Here is a 16,860-nt window from a genome sequence, read left to right on the forward strand (position 1 = left end):
TTTTTAGTTGAACGTGAATTACTTTAAACGCTTACGCTTTACGCCACGTTGTTTTACCGGCTGAATCTTCAAGTATTACACCTAACGCATTAAGTGCATCACGAGCTTCATCAGCAGCAGCCCAATCTTTACTAGTACGCGCTTCATTACGTTTTACAATTAATGCTTCAATTGTCGCAACTTCGCCATCATCTTGCCCGCCTTGTAAAAAGGCTTCCGGTGCTTGTTGAGCAACACCCAAAACGTTACCAATACTGCGTAATATAAACGCAAGTTGCCCAGCTTGAACTACGTCACTTTCTTTTACGCGGTTTAACTCTTTAGCAAGTTCGAACAACACAGGTAGTGCTTCTGGTGTATTAAAGTCGTCATCCATCGCTTTTCTAAATTTAGCAACAAACTCATTGCCTTCTAAATCGCATTCTACTGGCTCAACATCACGAAGCGCTGTATAAATACGTTCAAGTGATGAACGCGCTTGGTCTAAATTTTCTTGTGAGTAATTTAATTGGCTACGGTAATGACCTGAAATTAAAAAGTAACGAACAGATTCAGCATCGTATGCTTTTAAAACTTCACGCACTGTAAAAAAATTATCTAACGACTTAGACATTTTTTCTTTATTTACTTGTACCATGCCAGTATGTATCCATGTATTTACATACTTGCCGTTGTTTGCACAGCACGACTGGGCAATTTCGTTTTCATGATGTGGAAACTGTAAATCAGACCCCCCACCGTGAATATCAAAATGCTCACCTAAATGCTTTGAGCTCATTGCCGAACATTCAATATGCCAACCAGGACGCCCTTCTCCCCACGGTGATGACCATGATGGTTCACCTGCTTTTGCTTTTTTCCATAACACAAAATCAAGTGGATCGTCTTTATCTTGCGCCACTTCAACGCGAGAACCTGATTGCAACATTGTTAAATCTTGCTGAGAAAGCGCGCCATATTGCTCAAACGTTGATACATCAAACAATACATCGCCATCAGCTGCGACATAGGCATGGCCTTTTTCAATCAAGCGCTTAACCATAACGATAATTTCATCCATATGGCTTGTAACTGTTGGTTCAATATCTGGGCGTAGCATATTTAGGCTATCAAAATCTTCATGCATCGCTTTAGTCATGCGAACAGTTAAGTCGTTTATTGACTCACCATTTTCGTTCGCACGTTTAATTATTTTATCGTCGATATCTGTAATGTTACGAACATATTTTAAATCGTAACCAATATGGCGTAAGTAGCGCACAATAACGTCAAAACCAACAAAAGTACGCGCGTGTCCAATATGGCAGTAATCATAAATGGTGATACCACACACATACATGTCGATTTTTCCTTCGACCATCGGTTTAAATTGCTCTTTTTGTCGCGTGAGTGTGTTGTATATATTTACCATTTACTTTGAGTCCTTGACTATTTACTTGAACAGTTATGTTACCACTTGAAAAGCCCCTGCTCTAGCGCTTTATAACAAACCAAACATCTACTTTGTTAATCTTAGCCAACTACGATAAAATAGCGCCAATATTTAAACCGGATATAGGAAAACACATGGTTGTTCTACACACTAATTTTGGTGACATCACCATTAAAATGTTTGAGCAAGAAGCTCCAAACACAGTTAAAAACTTTTTAGAGTATGCAAATGCTGATTTTTTCAACGGCACTATCTTTCATCGCGTAATCGATGGTTTTATGGTTCAAGGCGGTGGTTTTGTTCCAGGTATGGAACAAAAAGAAGTAAACGACCCAATTCAGAATGAAGCTAATAACGGCCTGTCTAATAAAATAGGCACTTTAGCTATGGCACGTACACCTGATCCTCATTCAGCTACAGCACAGTTTTTCATTAACGTGAACAACAACGACTTTTTAAACCACAGCAGCGAAACATCGCAAGGTTGGGGTTATTGTGTTTTTGCTGAAGTTGTAGAGGGCATGGACGTAGTCAATAAGATTAAAGCAGTTGCAACAGGTAGTACTGGTTTTCACCAAGACGTACCTCTTGAAGATGTGATCATCGAAAGCGTTACTGTTAGCTAATAGTACGTTTACCCACGTAATGTGGAGTATCAGCGGGCATTTACGCAATGTGTATACGCCCGCTTTATTTATATCGAAAAGATTGTTCTATGACTCACCAAACTTACTTTATTGCAGATTTACATCTAAGCGAAAACCGCCCCGACATTAGCGCTGCATTTTTTGACTTTTTAAATACACATATACTAAATAAAAATGTAGATGCACTTTATATTTTAGGTGATTTTTTTGAAGTTTGGGTTGGAGATGACTACATTACAGCGCTGAGTGCCGATGTAGCAAAGCATTTAAGCGCCGTTAATGATGGTGGGACACCTGTTTATTTTATACATGGCAATCGTGATTTCATCATGCGCAAGCAATATGCAGACATGGCCGCAATGACTTTACTCGATGAACAAACGGTCATTGATTTATATGGTACGCCAACAGTCATTTTACATGGCGACGAAATGTGCACTCAAGATACTGAGTATCAAAACTTTAGAAAAAAGAGCCGTGGTTGGTGGTGGCCAAAACTAATGCTTGCAATGCCGCTTTGGTATCGTAAAAAAATAGCGCGCAACGCCCGCGAAAAAAGTAAGTTAAGTCAAGCTGATAAACCTATCGAAATTTTAGACGTTGTCGATGACGCTGTACTTGCAACCTTTGCCAAACATAACGTTAATAATATGATTCATGGTCATACTCACCGCCCTAATGTTCATACATATAAAATTAATGAACAAACACTTACTCGCACAGTGCTAGGTGACTGGTATACCCAAGGTTCTTATTTAGTGGTCACCCCCAAATCACAAGAGTTAATCAACACGCCTTTCGCATAATTTCGAATTCTGACTACTCTTGTTCAGTAAAGTTTAATAAAAGTGAGGGGCTAAATGATAAAGCTGATAATTTTCATCCTAGTGACTGTTATTCCAACAAAGGCATTATGCGAGCAAACATGGCAAATTGTTACTGAGAACTTTCCCCCATACTTTAGTAATGACTTACCTAAAAACGGCTGGCTCTATGAGATAACCCGCGCGGCCCTTATAACACAAGGTATTAATAGTGAAATAGAATTTACCACATGGGATCGCGCTTTAAAATTATTAGAAAAAAAGAGAAAAACAGCTATTTTAGGCGCTTTTTATTCTGAAAAGCGGAATGAGGTTTTTTATTATTCTCGTCCACTTGCACGTGCCCACACTGGAATTTTTAAACGAAAAGAAAGTACAATTAATTTTGATGGCACCACTCAATCATTAGTACCTTATAGTATTGGTAAAGAAGATAGCGCTTTTATAAGCCAAGAATTCACTAGAAACACCGAATTGGCAATCACGTCCACTAAAAGCCTCCCTACTAGCTTATACTTACTGCAACAAGGGCGTATTGATCTGGTCGCAGGCACTAAAGAGGTTGGCAAGTATTGGCTTGAGTACAGTACAGAAGTTAATTTAGATAAGAATAAAATTGAGTACTTGTTACCCGATCTTGCTACTCACAAGTTATATTTAGTTGTTTCTCAATCAAACTATAGAGCTAAAGAATATTTACAAAAGTTTAATAGGGGGATTGATGCAATAGTAGAAAACGGAAGTATTGCTGATATTATGAAAAAACATAATTTCAGCAATGCAAAAATTACTGAATACATTAATTTTTTAAAAGAAAATTAACTAGTTTGACACTGTAGGTACGCCACTATGAAACTTAAAGTCAGTGTCAGTTGTAGAAATTAGTTCTTTTTCTTTTTCACCAAAAAAGTTCACGCGTTCGGTAATATCAAAATCAGCTATTTCTTGCGCTAAAGTTAAATAATCTTGGTAATGACGCGCTTCTGAGCGTAATAACGAAATATAAAAATCACCTAAACGTTTATCAACATGTGGCGCAAGCTTTGCAAAACGCTCACACGAACGTGCCTCAATATAAGCGCCTACTATTAGCTTATCGACTAATGCATCAGGCTCGAATGTTTTAACATGACGAAGCATACCTTTTGCATAACGACACGGTGTAATGCTTTGATACTCTACACCGTACTCGTCCATAATTTCGAGCACTTGATAAAAGTGATGCAGCTCTTCTTTTATTAATAAAACCATTTTATCGATTAGGCCTTGCCCGTATTGTGAGCTAGATTTAGGTATTATTGATTTAGTGAGTTTATTTTTAGCCGCCAGATCGCGCCAGTTACCTTCACGCTTATAAATAAGTGCTTCAAATGGCTTTAGCCATTCAAGTAAGGCATCACTTCCCTCTTTATCAACAGCATATTTACGTATTAAAAACATCGCACTTTGAGCCGCTTTTAATTCACAAATTAAGTGATCTATTAAAATGACTGATAGGTTTTCTTTTTTAATTGCGTGCTCCACCCATTGCTCTGGCGTGGTACACAATAAAAAGTTATTAATCGGCTCTAAAAGTTGGCTGTGTGGCACGTTGACTGCTCATTACTAAATAAATTTGATAGACCATTATTTTAACACGAAATTTTGCTTGGGATAAATCAAAGCCCTAACTTGCGTAAAAGTGTTAATAGCGAGTTAACTTGACTTTGCAAAATAAGTGAACCATAACTGTACATAGACTGTATAAAAATAAACCAACCAAAACAATAATACGTTCCTTTATGGAGTAAATACTATGATACTAAACCATCTTTGGGGAATCTATGCTCATCCCCTAGAAGAGTGGCAAACAATCGATAACCGCCACGAAAGTTTAACCTACAGCTTGTCACATATTTTATTAATTGCTATGTTCCCCTCAATAATGGGCTACTACTCGTCTGTTTATTTAGGATGGAGTATAGGCGCAGGTGATGCGGTATTTTTAACACACGATAGTGCACTGCTAATTGCAGGCGCGATGTATTTTGCTTTAATAGCGGGCGTATTCGCATTGGCGTATTTAGCCCATTGGATGGCGGTTACATTTGGCTCTAAGCCTACATTTACACAAACACTTGAACTTGCAGCATACACTGCAACTCCAGTGTTTATGTCGGCACTCGCCGCTTTTTGGCCTGTACTTTGGTTTGTAGTGTGTGTTGGAATTATTGCACTGGCTTACTCGGTTTATTTACTCTACACCGGCGTACCAATACTTATGCATATCCCAGAAGAGCGTGGCTTTATTTACGCCAGCTCGGTAGTAACGTGTGGATTAATATTACTGGTTATTATTTTAGCTGTAACAGCTATGCTTTGGACAAATGGGATTGTTAGTCCAATGTTTACTTAATAAAGTTTACCTAACAGAGAGTCGTGTTTGATAGAAATGTTCCCTTTCTTTCCTTCGCAAAAAAGGAGCTAATTAGCTCCTTTTTTTATGTTTAACGACTTTTTATTAACTAACTGTTAATCAGCTTCGTTTTCGTCTTGGTTGTGTATCTCTAAACCTGAAGACATTGCACTTTCGCGGGTGCTTTTTGCAGAATCGTTACGTAGCTTATCAATACGATTTAAATAGTTTTGATCAATATCGCCTGTAATATATTGGCCATCAAATACTGACGTTTCAAACTTAGTAATTTCAGGGTTTTCTTGGCTAACCGCAGCAATTAAATCTTTTAGCGATTGAAAGATTAAACCGTCAGAACCAATACTTGCATTAATATCTTCTACTTCACGTCCGTGAGCAATAAGCTCAGCTGCTGAAGGCATATCAATACCGTACACATTAGGGAAGCGTATTTCAGGCGCTGCTGATGCAAAGTAAACGTTTTTAGCGCCAGACTCTCGGGCCATTTCAACAATTTGTGCTGATGTTGTACCACGCACAATTGAGTCATCAACCAATAATACGTTTTTACCTTTAAACTCACGATCAATTGCATTTAGCTTTTGACGTACTGACTTTTTACGCATCTCTTGACCAGGCATGATAAACGTACGACCAATATAACGGTTTTTAACAAAGCCTTGGCGGTATGGTAAATCAAGCACACGTGCGATTTCCAGTGCTACATCACATGACGTTTCTGGGATTGGGATAACTACATCAATATCTTTGTCAGCCCATTCACGTGCAATTTTTTCGCCTAGTTTAGTCCCCATGTTTACGCGTGTTGCATACACAGACATACGGTCTATTGTTGAATCAGGACGTGCAAAATAAACGAATTCAAAAATACATGGCGAGTAAGATGCTTTATCAGCACAACTAAGCGAATGAAATTCACCTTCTTCTGTAACATATATAGCTTCGCCAGGCGCAACATCACGAATAAACTCAAAGCCATCAGGCTTTAACGCAACGCTCTCTGATGCAAACATGTATTCCGTACCCTTTTCGGTTTCGCGTTTACCAAATACAAGTGGGCGAATACCATTGGGGTCGCGAAAAGCAACAATACCGTGACCGATGATCATAGCAATTGTTGCATAACCACCGCTTACTTTATTATTTACTTCGGTTACCGCAGTAAAAATATCTTCAGGGTCTAAATGCAACTTATCAGATTTGCTTAATTCATGTGCCATAACATTAAGTAAAATTTCAGAGTCTGATGTTGTATTAACATGACGACGTGCTTCTGAGAATAACTGCTCTTTTAAAGTTTCTGCATTAGTAAGGTTACCATTATGGGCAAGCGCTATACCAAACGGTGAGTTAACATAAAAAGGCTGTGCTTCAGATGAGCTTGAAGATCCTGCGGTAGGATAACGCACATGGCCAAGACCAATTGTACCTTGTAGTCGTTTCATATGACGAGTGTGAAAGGCATCTTTCACTAAGCCATTTGCTTTGCGTAAGCTAAACGTATTATTCTCAATGGTAATGATACCCGCGGCATCTTGACCACGGTGCTGCAAAACAGTTAAGCCATCATAAATCGCCTGGTTAACAGGAGATGTTCCGACTATTCCAACGATACCACACATGTAATTTATCCTCGCCGATTAACGGTTTACTGAATTTAAAAAGCTCGAGTTGTTTTCTAGGTACGAAAAGAACCATTCAACAACAAAGCCAAATTCTGGAATCAAAATAGAATTGCCCCACCAGTGCGTATTGGGTGCACCAGTAAAAGCATCAAGAAAGAAGAGTAACGCGCTCACGACCAACACGCCTCGTAGAGCACCAAACACTATGCCAAAAACACGGTCGGTACCCGATAAACCAGTACGATGTACAAGCTCACCTAAAATATAGTTTAGTAAACCGCCTAACAGTAGCGTCGCAAAGAATAATATGGCTATGGCCGCAGCATTTCTTAAAAGGGGTTCAGAAATGGTTGTTAGGAAGGAAGCTAAATATTGGTAAAACAAGCTAGAGATGATAAAGGCGCCAGCCCATACCGCTAATGACATTGCTTCTTTTACAAAGCCGCGTATTAAACCGATGATGGTAGACAGTGCAATGATGCCAATAATGGCGTAATCAACCCAGATCATAAGAACCAATTAGTCGCTAATTTGGGGCGCATTCTATACCCAAACATCGTTAGTATGCAAGTTTAAACGGGAGAATACTGGGTTGTAGTCAATACAAAAAATTAACATTTTAGAATGGGTATTGCGGGCGAGTGATAATCATAAAAAAAAATATTAATAAATAAAAAAGGCTTGTTATACAAGCCTTTTTTATAATTATTTTGTTACTTCGTATTGCGTAACTTTACCATTTAATTTAGTAAGCTTTTTAAGCTGGGGGAGCTGCTTTTGTAATTCACTTTTATCAAGTGAAGGGCCAACAAATACTTTGGTTAATGTCCCATTTGGGGTTTTAATCGGTTTAGTAAACGTTTTAAACCCTTCAACCTTTAGTTTAGCTTGTAATGCTTTTACGTTTGCAACATGTGAAAAACTACCTAATTGAATAACATAAGCCATACTCGTTAGGTTTTCATCACTTTTACGCGGTGCAATCGGTTTTGGTTTAGCTTGAACAGGAGTCGTTGGTTTTGCTTTAGGCTCTATGCTTGCTTCAACGACTTTATCCTCTACAGCATAATCACTTTCCACTATTGCATTTTGCTGCTCAAAAGCCTCATCGTCAGCTTGAATATCTTCGATTTCATCTTGCTTTAGTGGCTCTGCGTTAGCAACATTTTCATCAATTGACTCTTGAAGATCGATTGTTTTGAACTCAGGGCGATCAGGAATCGCTTTAAAGCCTTCTTTATAATGCACTTTTTCGCCATCGAGTATATTAGGGATAAACACAATTGCTGCGATCACCACTATACTTGTTCCGACTAAGCGATTAATAAAACTTGAGTTCACCGACATCCTCTCTATTTTTTAAAGTAATTAATAGCGCCGGCCACAGTAAAAAAAGAACCAAATACAATCAACATAGTATCACGTTGTTGTTTTGGTAAAATTACACTTAGTGCCTGTGCCACACTATCATAGCTATTGATAGTATTATGATGAGACAATTCCTGCAGTGCATTTTGTAAATTACTTGCAGTGTCGCCTCGCGGGCTACTTAAGCTCGCTAACGACCACTCATCGACCAGGTTGCTTACTTCTTTAAGTACACCGACTTTGTCTTTATCAGCAAGCATAGCGACTAATGCATGAATTTTAAAGCCTTTATCTTTATAGCTTGATAACTTATTGGCTAAATAACGCGCCGACTCAGGGTTATGTGCCACATCTGTAAAGACTAAAGGCTCAGTACTTAACTGCTGAAACCGCCCTTCTACAACTAAATTAGCTAGGCAATCTCTTATTATCTGCACACTAGGTAATAAGTTTAAAACACTTAGCGCAGTTAGCGCAGTGGCTGCATTTTGACACGGTATTGCTGGCTTATCTATTTCAAGATTATGCTGTTTATATTGCCAATTAAAGCTCTCAGCATTTTCTTTGAAAATAAAGTCACTGCCCGACAACGTCATATTGGCATTAATTTCCTTGCCATAATCAGTCATTGTGTGAGGAATATTTAAATCCCCGATAATAGCGGGCGTATTTTCACGAAAAATACCGGCTTTATCATAAGCCACCAACTCACGGGTATCACCTAAATACTCTTTATGGTCTAAGTCTATAGTGGTAATCACACTTGCATACGGCGTTACTATATTTGTAGCGTCAAAGCGCCCACCTAAACCAACCTCAAGTAATACATAATCGACGTTACAGCGTTTAAAAATTGCCAATGCCCCCAAAGTACCATATTCAAAATAAGTCAGAGGAGTGTCTTTACGGCCTTGCTCAAGCTGGTGAAAAGCATCTATATGAAATTGGTCTGCCAATTCTTCCCCATTAACTCGTACACGCTCGTTATAACGAATTAAATGTGGAGATGCGTAAGTACCCACGCTAAAACCTTGCGCTAGTAATAGCGACTCTAAGCAACGTGCAGTGGTGCCCTTACCATTTGTACCGGCAATAAGAATAATTTTACTTGGAGTGTTTAAAAGGCCAATATTGTTGGCAACATTAGCAACTCGTTCTAAGCCCATTGCAATGTTAGCAGGGTGAACACTTTCTAAATAAAAAAGCCAATCATCAAGGCTTGATGATTGGCTAGGAATTGTTTTTGTCATAGCGTGTAATCAGTAAAGCTGAAATTTACGCTACTCTATGCTCTTGTTCCGTAGAAGGCAAGTTCATAAATTTAGCTAAAATGCGTGCAAGGGTATCGCGCATTTCACGGCGGTCAATAATCATGTCAATTGCACCGTGTTCTAGCAAAAATTCACTACGCTGAAAACCTTCAGGTAATGTTTCGCGAACAGTTTGCTCAATAACACGAGGACCCGCAAAACCAATTAACGCTTTAGGTTCTGCAACGTTAATATCGCCCAGCATAGCAAGTGATGCAGATACACCACCCATTGTTGGGTCAGTCATTACTGAAATAAACGGAAGGCCTTTTTCAGTCATTTTTGCAAGCGCAGCACTTGTTTTAGCCATTTGCATAAGCGACATAAGCGCTTCTTGCATACGTGCTCCGCCTGATGCAGAAAAACAGATAAGCGGCATATTGTGCTCTAAACATTGATCAACAGCATCAACAAAACGAGCACCAACAACCGAAGCCATTGAACCACCCATAAATGAGAACTCAAATGCTACCGCTGCCACTGGAATACCTTTTAATCGGCCTTTCATCGCCACAAGTGCATCTTTTTCACCACTTGCTTTTTGGGCTGCACTGATACGGTCAGAGTACTTTTTAGAATCTTTAAACTTAAGAATGTCTTTAGGCTCATGTTGTGTACCAAGCTCTTGACGATCACCTTCATCTAAAAAGTGCTCTAGGCGCTTACGGCCACTAACACGCATGTGGTGGTCACACTTAGGACATACGTTTAATGACTTTTCTAATTCAGCTTTATATAAAATTGAATCACACGATGTACACTTAGCCCAAACACCTTCTGGGATTTCTTTACGACCTGATGATTTTGTCGTTTTAGGTAAGATTTTTTCTAGCCAACTCATTTGCAACTCTCTTAATACTGTTCTGTGTCGCGAGCCTGCTAATAGCAATTAGCAGACAAATTTTTTCAATTAAAACATGAATTACACTAACGCGGTATAAAAAACTGGTCTTAGTAGTTAAAAGTGCTCATAAAAAGCACTTATACTAACCTTAATTAAACATCTATATCCGGCAAAAATAAAGGGCCTAAAGGTGTTTGAGGAATATCAAATTGCTCAGGGTAGTCAACATCCACTAAATACAAACCAGCAGCCTTAGCGGTAGCACTGGCCTTTGCGCGTTCTTTACAATCAAGTAGCTCTTTTATCCATATAGGTTGGTGTTTATGCAAACCAACATCCATTAAACTGCCTGTGATATTACGCACCATGTGATGTAAAAACGCATTCGCTTTAATATCAATAATAACGTAAGTACCTTGGCGACGTACCGATAAATGATGAATTGTTCTTGTCGGTGTATTCGCTTGACAATGAATGGCCCTAAAAGAAGTAAAGTCATGTTTGCCAATTAAATACTGACACGCTTCCTGCATTTTGGTTTCATCTAGTTGATGATGGAAATGCGTAACGCCTTCATTTAGTACAGCTCCTCGCAAAGGCGAGTTATAAATAATATAACGATAACGACGTGCTGTAGCACTAAAACGAGCGTGAAAATCATCTGCAACGGGTTGAGCAAAACGAATAGCAATATCTTTAGGCATTAAAGTATTCATACCTAGTGTAAATGCAACCATATCGCGATCGGCCTCAGTGTCAAAGTGTATTACTTGGCCTGTACCGTGTACACCCGCATCTGTACGACCTGCACATATAACTTCAACTGGATGATTACAAATGCGCGACAGCGCCTTTTCTACTTCTTGCTGTACGCTATTTACATGAGATTGACGTTGCCAACCACTATAACGTGCGCCGTTGTATTCAACTCCAAGTGCTACTCGCATAATTACTGCTTTACCTACTGTGCTAATGAACGAGGCATTTTATGCTATCTAACGATGCAATAAAAGGAGACCTGTCGTAATCAAACCAATACACATAAAAAAACCCGTATTTAGCTAAGCCAGATACGGGTTCTTATAAACATTTTAATTATTTTAGTTTAGCTTTTAAACTAAGCGCCTCTTCTTGAACTTCTTCAGGACCTTTGTTAATAACATCCTCAATGACTTTAAGCGCAGAATCAAAATCATCAATTTCAATATAAGCACGCGCTAAATCTAATTTAGCTGAGTAGCCACCACTTTCAGCATCAACATCCGTCGGATTATCACCGGCAAGTAACGCGTCAAATTCACTCAAGCCAACATCCATATTAACGTCGTTGTAAGGTTCGTGTTCAATTTCTGCGTCGTCACTTTCTTCTAATAATGAATCAATATCTACAAATTCATCATTATCAAGTTGCTCAACATTGTTACTTTGGACAAGCGGTTCTTCAACAACTAACGCCTCATCAACTCCTAAGTCTTCTTTTAGCAAACTGTCAAAATCAACGTCAAACTCACTACTATCTTCAACACTTAATTCTTCTGGCTCAGCTAATTCGTTAAGTAATGAATCAAAATCAGTTTCCGTTAGCTCAGCCATAAACTCATCATCAAGCTCATCATCTGATGCCATATCACTGCTATTAAATAACTCAGTTCTGGTTATTTCAGCTTCACGATCGGCATTCGTTTGCTCACCAGCGAGCTCATTAGAAAGCGCTTCATCTGGGTTTTCCGAAATCATAGTTTCAGAGCCTGCAGTGCTTTCTAATTCAGCATCAAGTTCCGTAAAATCATTCTCAAGTAACAGCTCGTCGTCAAAATCATCATCCAAGTTATTTAAATCGTTTCCAGCTGAGAGCGCATTCATTAAGTCTTGTTCGGTTTGACTCGGTAATGAATGTGTTGGTTCGTCATCTAAATTTACCGATAATTCATCGCTATCAGCATCATCCTCTACATTAAGAGTTTCATCTATTTCAGCGTTTGAATTATTTTGTGGCTCAGCATCAATTGCTAAATCTGTATCAAGCTGCGCAGAATCATTATCGAGTAATAATTCGTCGTCAGGCTCTAAAGTTTGAGTTTCTTCAAGCTTGGGAGTTTCAGGTTCATTAACCGTACTAGCATCATCTAAGCTTATCGGTAATTCATCGTTATCTGTATCAAGCTCCGTAAAGTCATTATCAAGCAATAATTCATCGTCAAAATCATCATCTAAGCTATTTAAATCATTTTCAGCTGAGAGAGCATTCATTAAGTCTTGTTCGGTTTGACTCGGTAATGAATGTGTTGGTTCGTCATCTAAATTTACCGATAATTCATCGTTATCCTCTACATTAAGAGCTTCATCTATTTCAGCGTTTGAATTATTTTGTGGCTCAGCATCAATTGCTAAATCTGTATCAAACTGTGCAGAATCATTATCGAGTAATAATTCGTCGTCCGGCTCTGTAGGTTGAGTTTCTTCAAGCTCGGGAGTTTCAGATTCATTAACCGAAATATCAGCATCTGAATTTACCGATAACTCATCGTTATCCTCTACATTAAGAGCTTCATCTATTTCAGCGTTTGAATTATTTTGTGGCTCAGCATCAATTGCTAAATCTGTATCAAGCTGAGCAGAATCATTATCTAAATTTACCGATAATTCATCGCTATCTTCTACATTAAGAGTTTCATCTATTTCAGCGTTTGAATTATTTTGAGGTTCAGCATCATTGACTAAATCTGTATCAAGCTGCGCAGAATCATTATCGAGTGATAATTCGTCGTCCGGCTCTGTAGGTTGAGTTTCTTCAAGCTCGGGAGTTTCAGATTCATTAACCGCAATATCAGCATCTGAATTTACCGATAACTCATCGTCATCCTCTACATTAAGAGTTTCATCTATTTCAGCGTTTGAATTATTTTGAAGTTCAGCATCATTAACTAAATCTGTATCAAGCTGAGTAGAATCATTATCGAGTAATAATTCGTCGTCAGGTTCTAAAGGTTGACTTTTTTCAAGCTCTGGAGTTTCAGATTCATTAACCGTAATATCATCATCTAAGCTTATCGGTAATTCATCATTATCGAATTCGTCAAGGTTTTCAACTATTTGACTGTTTTGTGGTTCAGCATCAATTGCTAGATCTTTATCAAGTTCAGTAAAGTCATTATCGAGTAACAGCTCATCGTCTAAATCATCCTCGAGGCTATCTAAATCGCTTCCTTGCGCAAGTGCACTCGCTAAATCTTGTTCAGTTTGACTTGCTATAACTTGTTTAGTCTCAGATTTTAAATCAATATCTTGCGTAGACTCAACATCTTGTTCATCAGTAGCATCTGAGTAAGGTTCGTCTATATCTAATTCAGTATATTCGTCTGAATTTTCATCACTCACTACCATATTGGTATCTGAATGTTCAGGTAATCGATTTGTGCTTGCATCATCTGCTAATGGATCATCACCTAAATCAATTTCAACTTCTTCAATATCATTATCTAAATCTTCTAAAGACCACTCTGGCGTTTCAATATAATCATCTTCTACTTGCTGTAACTCATTTAAGAGTTCATCGACACTTTTTAGTTCGTCATCATTGTATTCTTCTAGTGCATCTTCTGGATCAAGTAAGGTCTCTGAAGTATCTGAAAAATCATCTAGGTCTGCCGCAAGTTCAGGCTCTTCTATAAGCGCAGGCTCTTCTTCAAGTTCAGGCTCTTCTAAAAGCGCAGGCTCTTCTTCAAGTTCAGGCTCTTCTATAAGCGCAGGCTCTTCTTCAAGTTCAGGCTCTTCTACAAGTTCAGGCTCTTCTTCAAGTTCAGGCTCTTCTAAAAGAGCAGGCTCTTCTAAAAGCGCAGGCTCTTCTTCAAGCGCAGGCTCTTCTTCAAGTTCAGGCTCTTCTACAAGTTCAGGCTCTTCTTCAAGTTCAGGCTCTTCTAAAAGCGCAGGCTCTTCTTCAAGTTCAGGTTCTTCTAAAAGCTCAGGCTCTTCTTCAAGTTCAGGCTCTTCTAAAAGCGCAGGCTCTTCTTCAAGTTCAGGCTCTTCTACAAGTTCAGGCTCTTCTACAAGTTCAGGCTCTTCAATTAATGTAGATGCTAGAGACTCTACATCAGCAACATTTAATTCTTCCTGCGCTTCGGCTAAATCATCGGCAGAATCGGCTAATGCCACATTAATATCAGAGTCACGCTTTTCAGTCTCAGCTTCTTCATCTGCGGATTCATCAATTAAATTATCAATACCATCTAAATCAAAATCATCTTTTTCTTCGACTAACGCATCAGCTGCACTGTCATCCCCAGCGTCATCAATTAAACTATCAATATCATCTAAATCAAAATCATCATTTTCTTCGACTAACGCATCAGCAGCACTGTCATCCGCAGCGTCATCAATTAAACTATCAATATCGTCTAAATCAAAATCATCTTTTTCTTCGACTAACGCATCAGGCGCACTTTCATCCGCAGCGTCATCAATTAAACTATCAATATCGTCTAAATCAAAATCATCTTTTTCTTCGACTAACGCATCAGCAGCACTTTCATCCGCAGCGTCATCAATTAAACTATCAATATCGTCTAAATCGAAGTCGTCACTTTCTTCGACTAAGGCTTCATCAACGCTATCGTCTGTAGCCTGGTCAATTAAGCTATCAATGTCGTCTAAATCAAAATCATCTTTTTCTTCGACTAACGCATCAGGTGCAATGTCATCCGCAGCGTCATCAATTAAACTATCAATATCATCTAAATCAAAATCATCACTTTCTTCGACTAAGACTTCATCAACGCTATCGTCTGTAGCTTGATCAATTAAGCTATCAATATCGTCTAAATCAAAATCATCTTTTTCACTTGAAAGACTATCTTCTGTATTATCTAAATCTGATTCAGTATTTGTTTGATCTAATAAGTCATCAATATCAAAATCATCATCTTCAGCGAGTTCTTCGCTAAGGGCGGCCATTTCATCATTCGATTCTAGGCTATTATCTTCTTCTATATCGTTTGTTTGTGGTGAGTCAAACTCCGATAAGCCATCATCTTCATTAAATAAACTATCTAAATCATCATTACTTAAAATATCATCACTATTTGATGATTCTAGTGGCGAATCTAAATCAATATCACCTTCTGGGCTATCATCAGGTGATTTATCGAAATCTTGTTGCATGAAAATATCAAGTTCATCGTCTTCAATATTTTCATCGTCAAAAACAATATCATCGCTTAATAAACTTTCTAATTCATCCTGATCAAGTAGGCTATCAGACTCAGTAAAGTCCTCTAGGCTGTCATCAAAAGCAATATCATCATCCGGTAATGGGGTATCATCGTCCGGTAAGATATCATTTTCTAAACTATCATCTAGCTGAATACTTAAGTCATCAAGTGGTTCCGGGACGATAGGGTCTTCAATATTTTGAGTATCTAAATCGTCATCGTTTGCGTAGGTAGGTGTTTGTGGTAAAAAATCATCGTCGCTTTGGACATCATCTTTACTAGCCCGCTTGCGTAAGAACATCACAACAGCAAAAACAATCAATAACCCAGGAATAACCATCAATAATCCAAGAACAAAAGGATTAGATAAAAAAGATCCCAGATCAAATTCAGCTTCTGGCTCTATTTTCTCAGCCTTTTGCTGTTCTATCATTTCATTTTGTTTAATTATTAGTTCTTTTAACTGTTGCTGTATTTCACTGTCTTGACCGAGCTGCATACGCACATTTTCAAGCTCTTTGGAGATGCCCGTAAGCTGTTTTTTTAAATTATTATTTTCAACTAAAATTTCTTCTACGTTATCAACTGAACTTTTAAATTGTTGTTGAAGCTCAACTAACTTACTAGTTTGATCTGTTTTAATTTCTTTAATTTCTTTTTGTAATTCTTTTTTTGCGTCATCTACATCAACTTTACGAGCTTGAGTAACTTGAGTTTGAGCTGAATTAATTTCACTTTGCGTAAGCGTACCGTTTTTTTTCTTTTCCCATAACGCATCATCTTGTTCAGAACGTTGTTTAGCGAGTTGTGTATTAACATTTCTAATTTCAGCTAGAGTAGGAATTTTTAAATAGGCACCACTTTGCATGTGGTTAAGGTTTTGCTCTAAAAATGAATTAGGATTTTTGTTATACAAAGCCTGCATAACTTGATAAATGCTAACCGAGTTGTCCGGGCGTACCTTAGCCGCTATACGCCAAAGCGTATCCGTCGGTTTTATTGGCCCAATAGATCGCCCTTGCGCACCATAGTCAGCGCCCTTTGGCCCCTTTAACTGGGTACTGTCTTGAGAGTAAACTGATGTTACTATCAATGCAGACGCTAATATAATAAGTGTAGCTAAACCGCGCATGCTGATCCTTTAATGTTTAAATGTTAACGCAGCACCGAGAAAGTTAAGTGCATAA

Annotated in this window: 13 protein-coding genes; 4 read left to right on the forward strand and 9 right to left on the reverse strand. The window is 38.4% G+C overall.

The genetic code is table 11. The features are described 5' to 3' along the window. Positions 1 to 31: 31 nt before the first annotated feature. Positions 32 to 1,411, reverse strand: a complete 1,380-nt coding sequence (gene cysS, locus NRL14_RS04040) for a cysteine--tRNA ligase (protein ID WP_007376846.1) — start codon at positions 1,409 to 1,411, stop codon at positions 32 to 34. A 155-nt stretch (positions 1,412 to 1,566) separates the two neighbouring features. Here cysS and NRL14_RS04045 point away from each other — a divergent pair, with 155 nt between their 5' ends. The 3 genes from NRL14_RS04045 (at position 1,567) to NRL14_RS04055 (ending at position 3,725) form a co-directional block, all read left to right on the forward strand. Further along, positions 1,567 to 2,058 carry a peptidylprolyl isomerase gene (locus tag NRL14_RS04045; RefSeq protein WP_007376847.1) on the forward strand — a complete coding sequence of 164 codons (492 nt, stop codon included), beginning with the start codon at positions 1,567 to 1,569 and terminating at the stop codon, positions 2,056 to 2,058. A gap of 89 nt (positions 2,059 to 2,147) precedes the next feature. Continuing rightward, entirely contained in the window at positions 2,148 to 2,885 is a 738-nt protein-coding gene (locus NRL14_RS04050) for a UDP-2,3-diacylglucosamine diphosphatase (protein ID WP_306724069.1), read from the forward strand. A gap of 54 nt (positions 2,886 to 2,939) precedes the next feature. Then, on the forward strand, positions 2,940 to 3,725 hold the full coding sequence (locus NRL14_RS04055; protein ID WP_306724070.1) for an ABC transporter substrate-binding protein: 786 nt from the start codon (positions 2,940 to 2,942) through the stop codon (positions 3,723 to 3,725). On the opposite strand, the gene miaE is transcribed toward NRL14_RS04055, so the two are convergent. After that, positions 3,726 to 4,493, reverse strand: coding sequence for a tRNA isopentenyl-2-thiomethyl-A-37 hydroxylase MiaE (miaE, locus tag NRL14_RS04060; protein ID WP_306724071.1), 768 nt, complete (start codon positions 4,491 to 4,493; stop codon positions 3,726 to 3,728). A 205-nt stretch (positions 4,494 to 4,698) separates the two neighbouring features. Here miaE and NRL14_RS04065 point away from each other — a divergent pair, with 205 nt between their 5' ends. After that, the gene (locus NRL14_RS04065) at positions 4,699 to 5,298 is read left to right on the forward strand and encodes a Yip1 family protein (protein ID WP_306724072.1); all 600 of its coding nucleotides are present in this window, start codon (positions 4,699 to 4,701) and stop codon (positions 5,296 to 5,298) included. Between the two features lie 116 nt (positions 5,299 to 5,414). On the opposite strand, the gene purF is transcribed toward NRL14_RS04065, so the two are convergent. The 7 genes from purF to NRL14_RS04100 all read right to left on the reverse strand — a co-directional run bounded on the left by purF (position 5,415) and on the right by NRL14_RS04100 (position 16,805). Continuing rightward, entirely contained in the window at positions 5,415 to 6,941 is a 1,527-nt protein-coding gene (gene purF / locus NRL14_RS04070; protein ID WP_007376852.1) for an amidophosphoribosyltransferase, read from the reverse strand. Between the two features lie 18 nt (positions 6,942 to 6,959). Continuing rightward, positions 6,960 to 7,454: a CvpA family protein gene (locus NRL14_RS04075; RefSeq protein ID WP_007376853.1), complete on the reverse strand. Its 495-nt coding sequence runs from the start codon at positions 7,452 to 7,454 to the stop codon at positions 6,960 to 6,962. A 195-nt stretch (positions 7,455 to 7,649) separates the two neighbouring features. Then, entirely contained in the window at positions 7,650 to 8,285 is a 636-nt protein-coding gene (locus NRL14_RS04080; RefSeq protein WP_007376854.1) for an SPOR domain-containing protein, read from the reverse strand. 11 nt (positions 8,286 to 8,296) lie between these two features. Further along, complete coding sequence (gene folC, locus NRL14_RS04085) at positions 8,297 to 9,562, reverse strand: bifunctional tetrahydrofolate synthase/dihydrofolate synthase (RefSeq protein ID WP_007376855.1); 1,266 nt, start codon at positions 9,560 to 9,562, stop codon at positions 8,297 to 8,299. Between the two features lie 25 nt (positions 9,563 to 9,587). Continuing rightward, positions 9,588 to 10,463, reverse strand: a complete 876-nt coding sequence (gene accD / locus NRL14_RS04090; protein WP_007376856.1) for an acetyl-CoA carboxylase, carboxyltransferase subunit beta — start codon at positions 10,461 to 10,463, stop codon at positions 9,588 to 9,590. A 155-nt stretch (positions 10,464 to 10,618) separates the two neighbouring features. Beyond that, a complete protein-coding gene (truA, locus tag NRL14_RS04095) occupies positions 10,619 to 11,413 on the reverse strand; it encodes a tRNA pseudouridine(38-40) synthase TruA (RefSeq protein ID WP_007376857.1) in 795 nt (264 codons plus the stop codon). A gap of 148 nt (positions 11,414 to 11,561) precedes the next feature. Then, positions 11,562 to 16,805, reverse strand: coding sequence for a FimV/HubP family polar landmark protein (locus tag NRL14_RS04100; protein WP_306724073.1), 5,244 nt, complete (start codon positions 16,803 to 16,805; stop codon positions 11,562 to 11,564). Between the last annotated feature and the right edge of the window lie 55 nt (positions 16,806 to 16,860).

It is taken from the genome of Pseudoalteromonas sp. 20-92 (genome assembly GCF_030847595.1).
GTDB lineage: Bacteria > Pseudomonadota > Gammaproteobacteria > Enterobacterales > Alteromonadaceae > Pseudoalteromonas > Pseudoalteromonas fuliginea.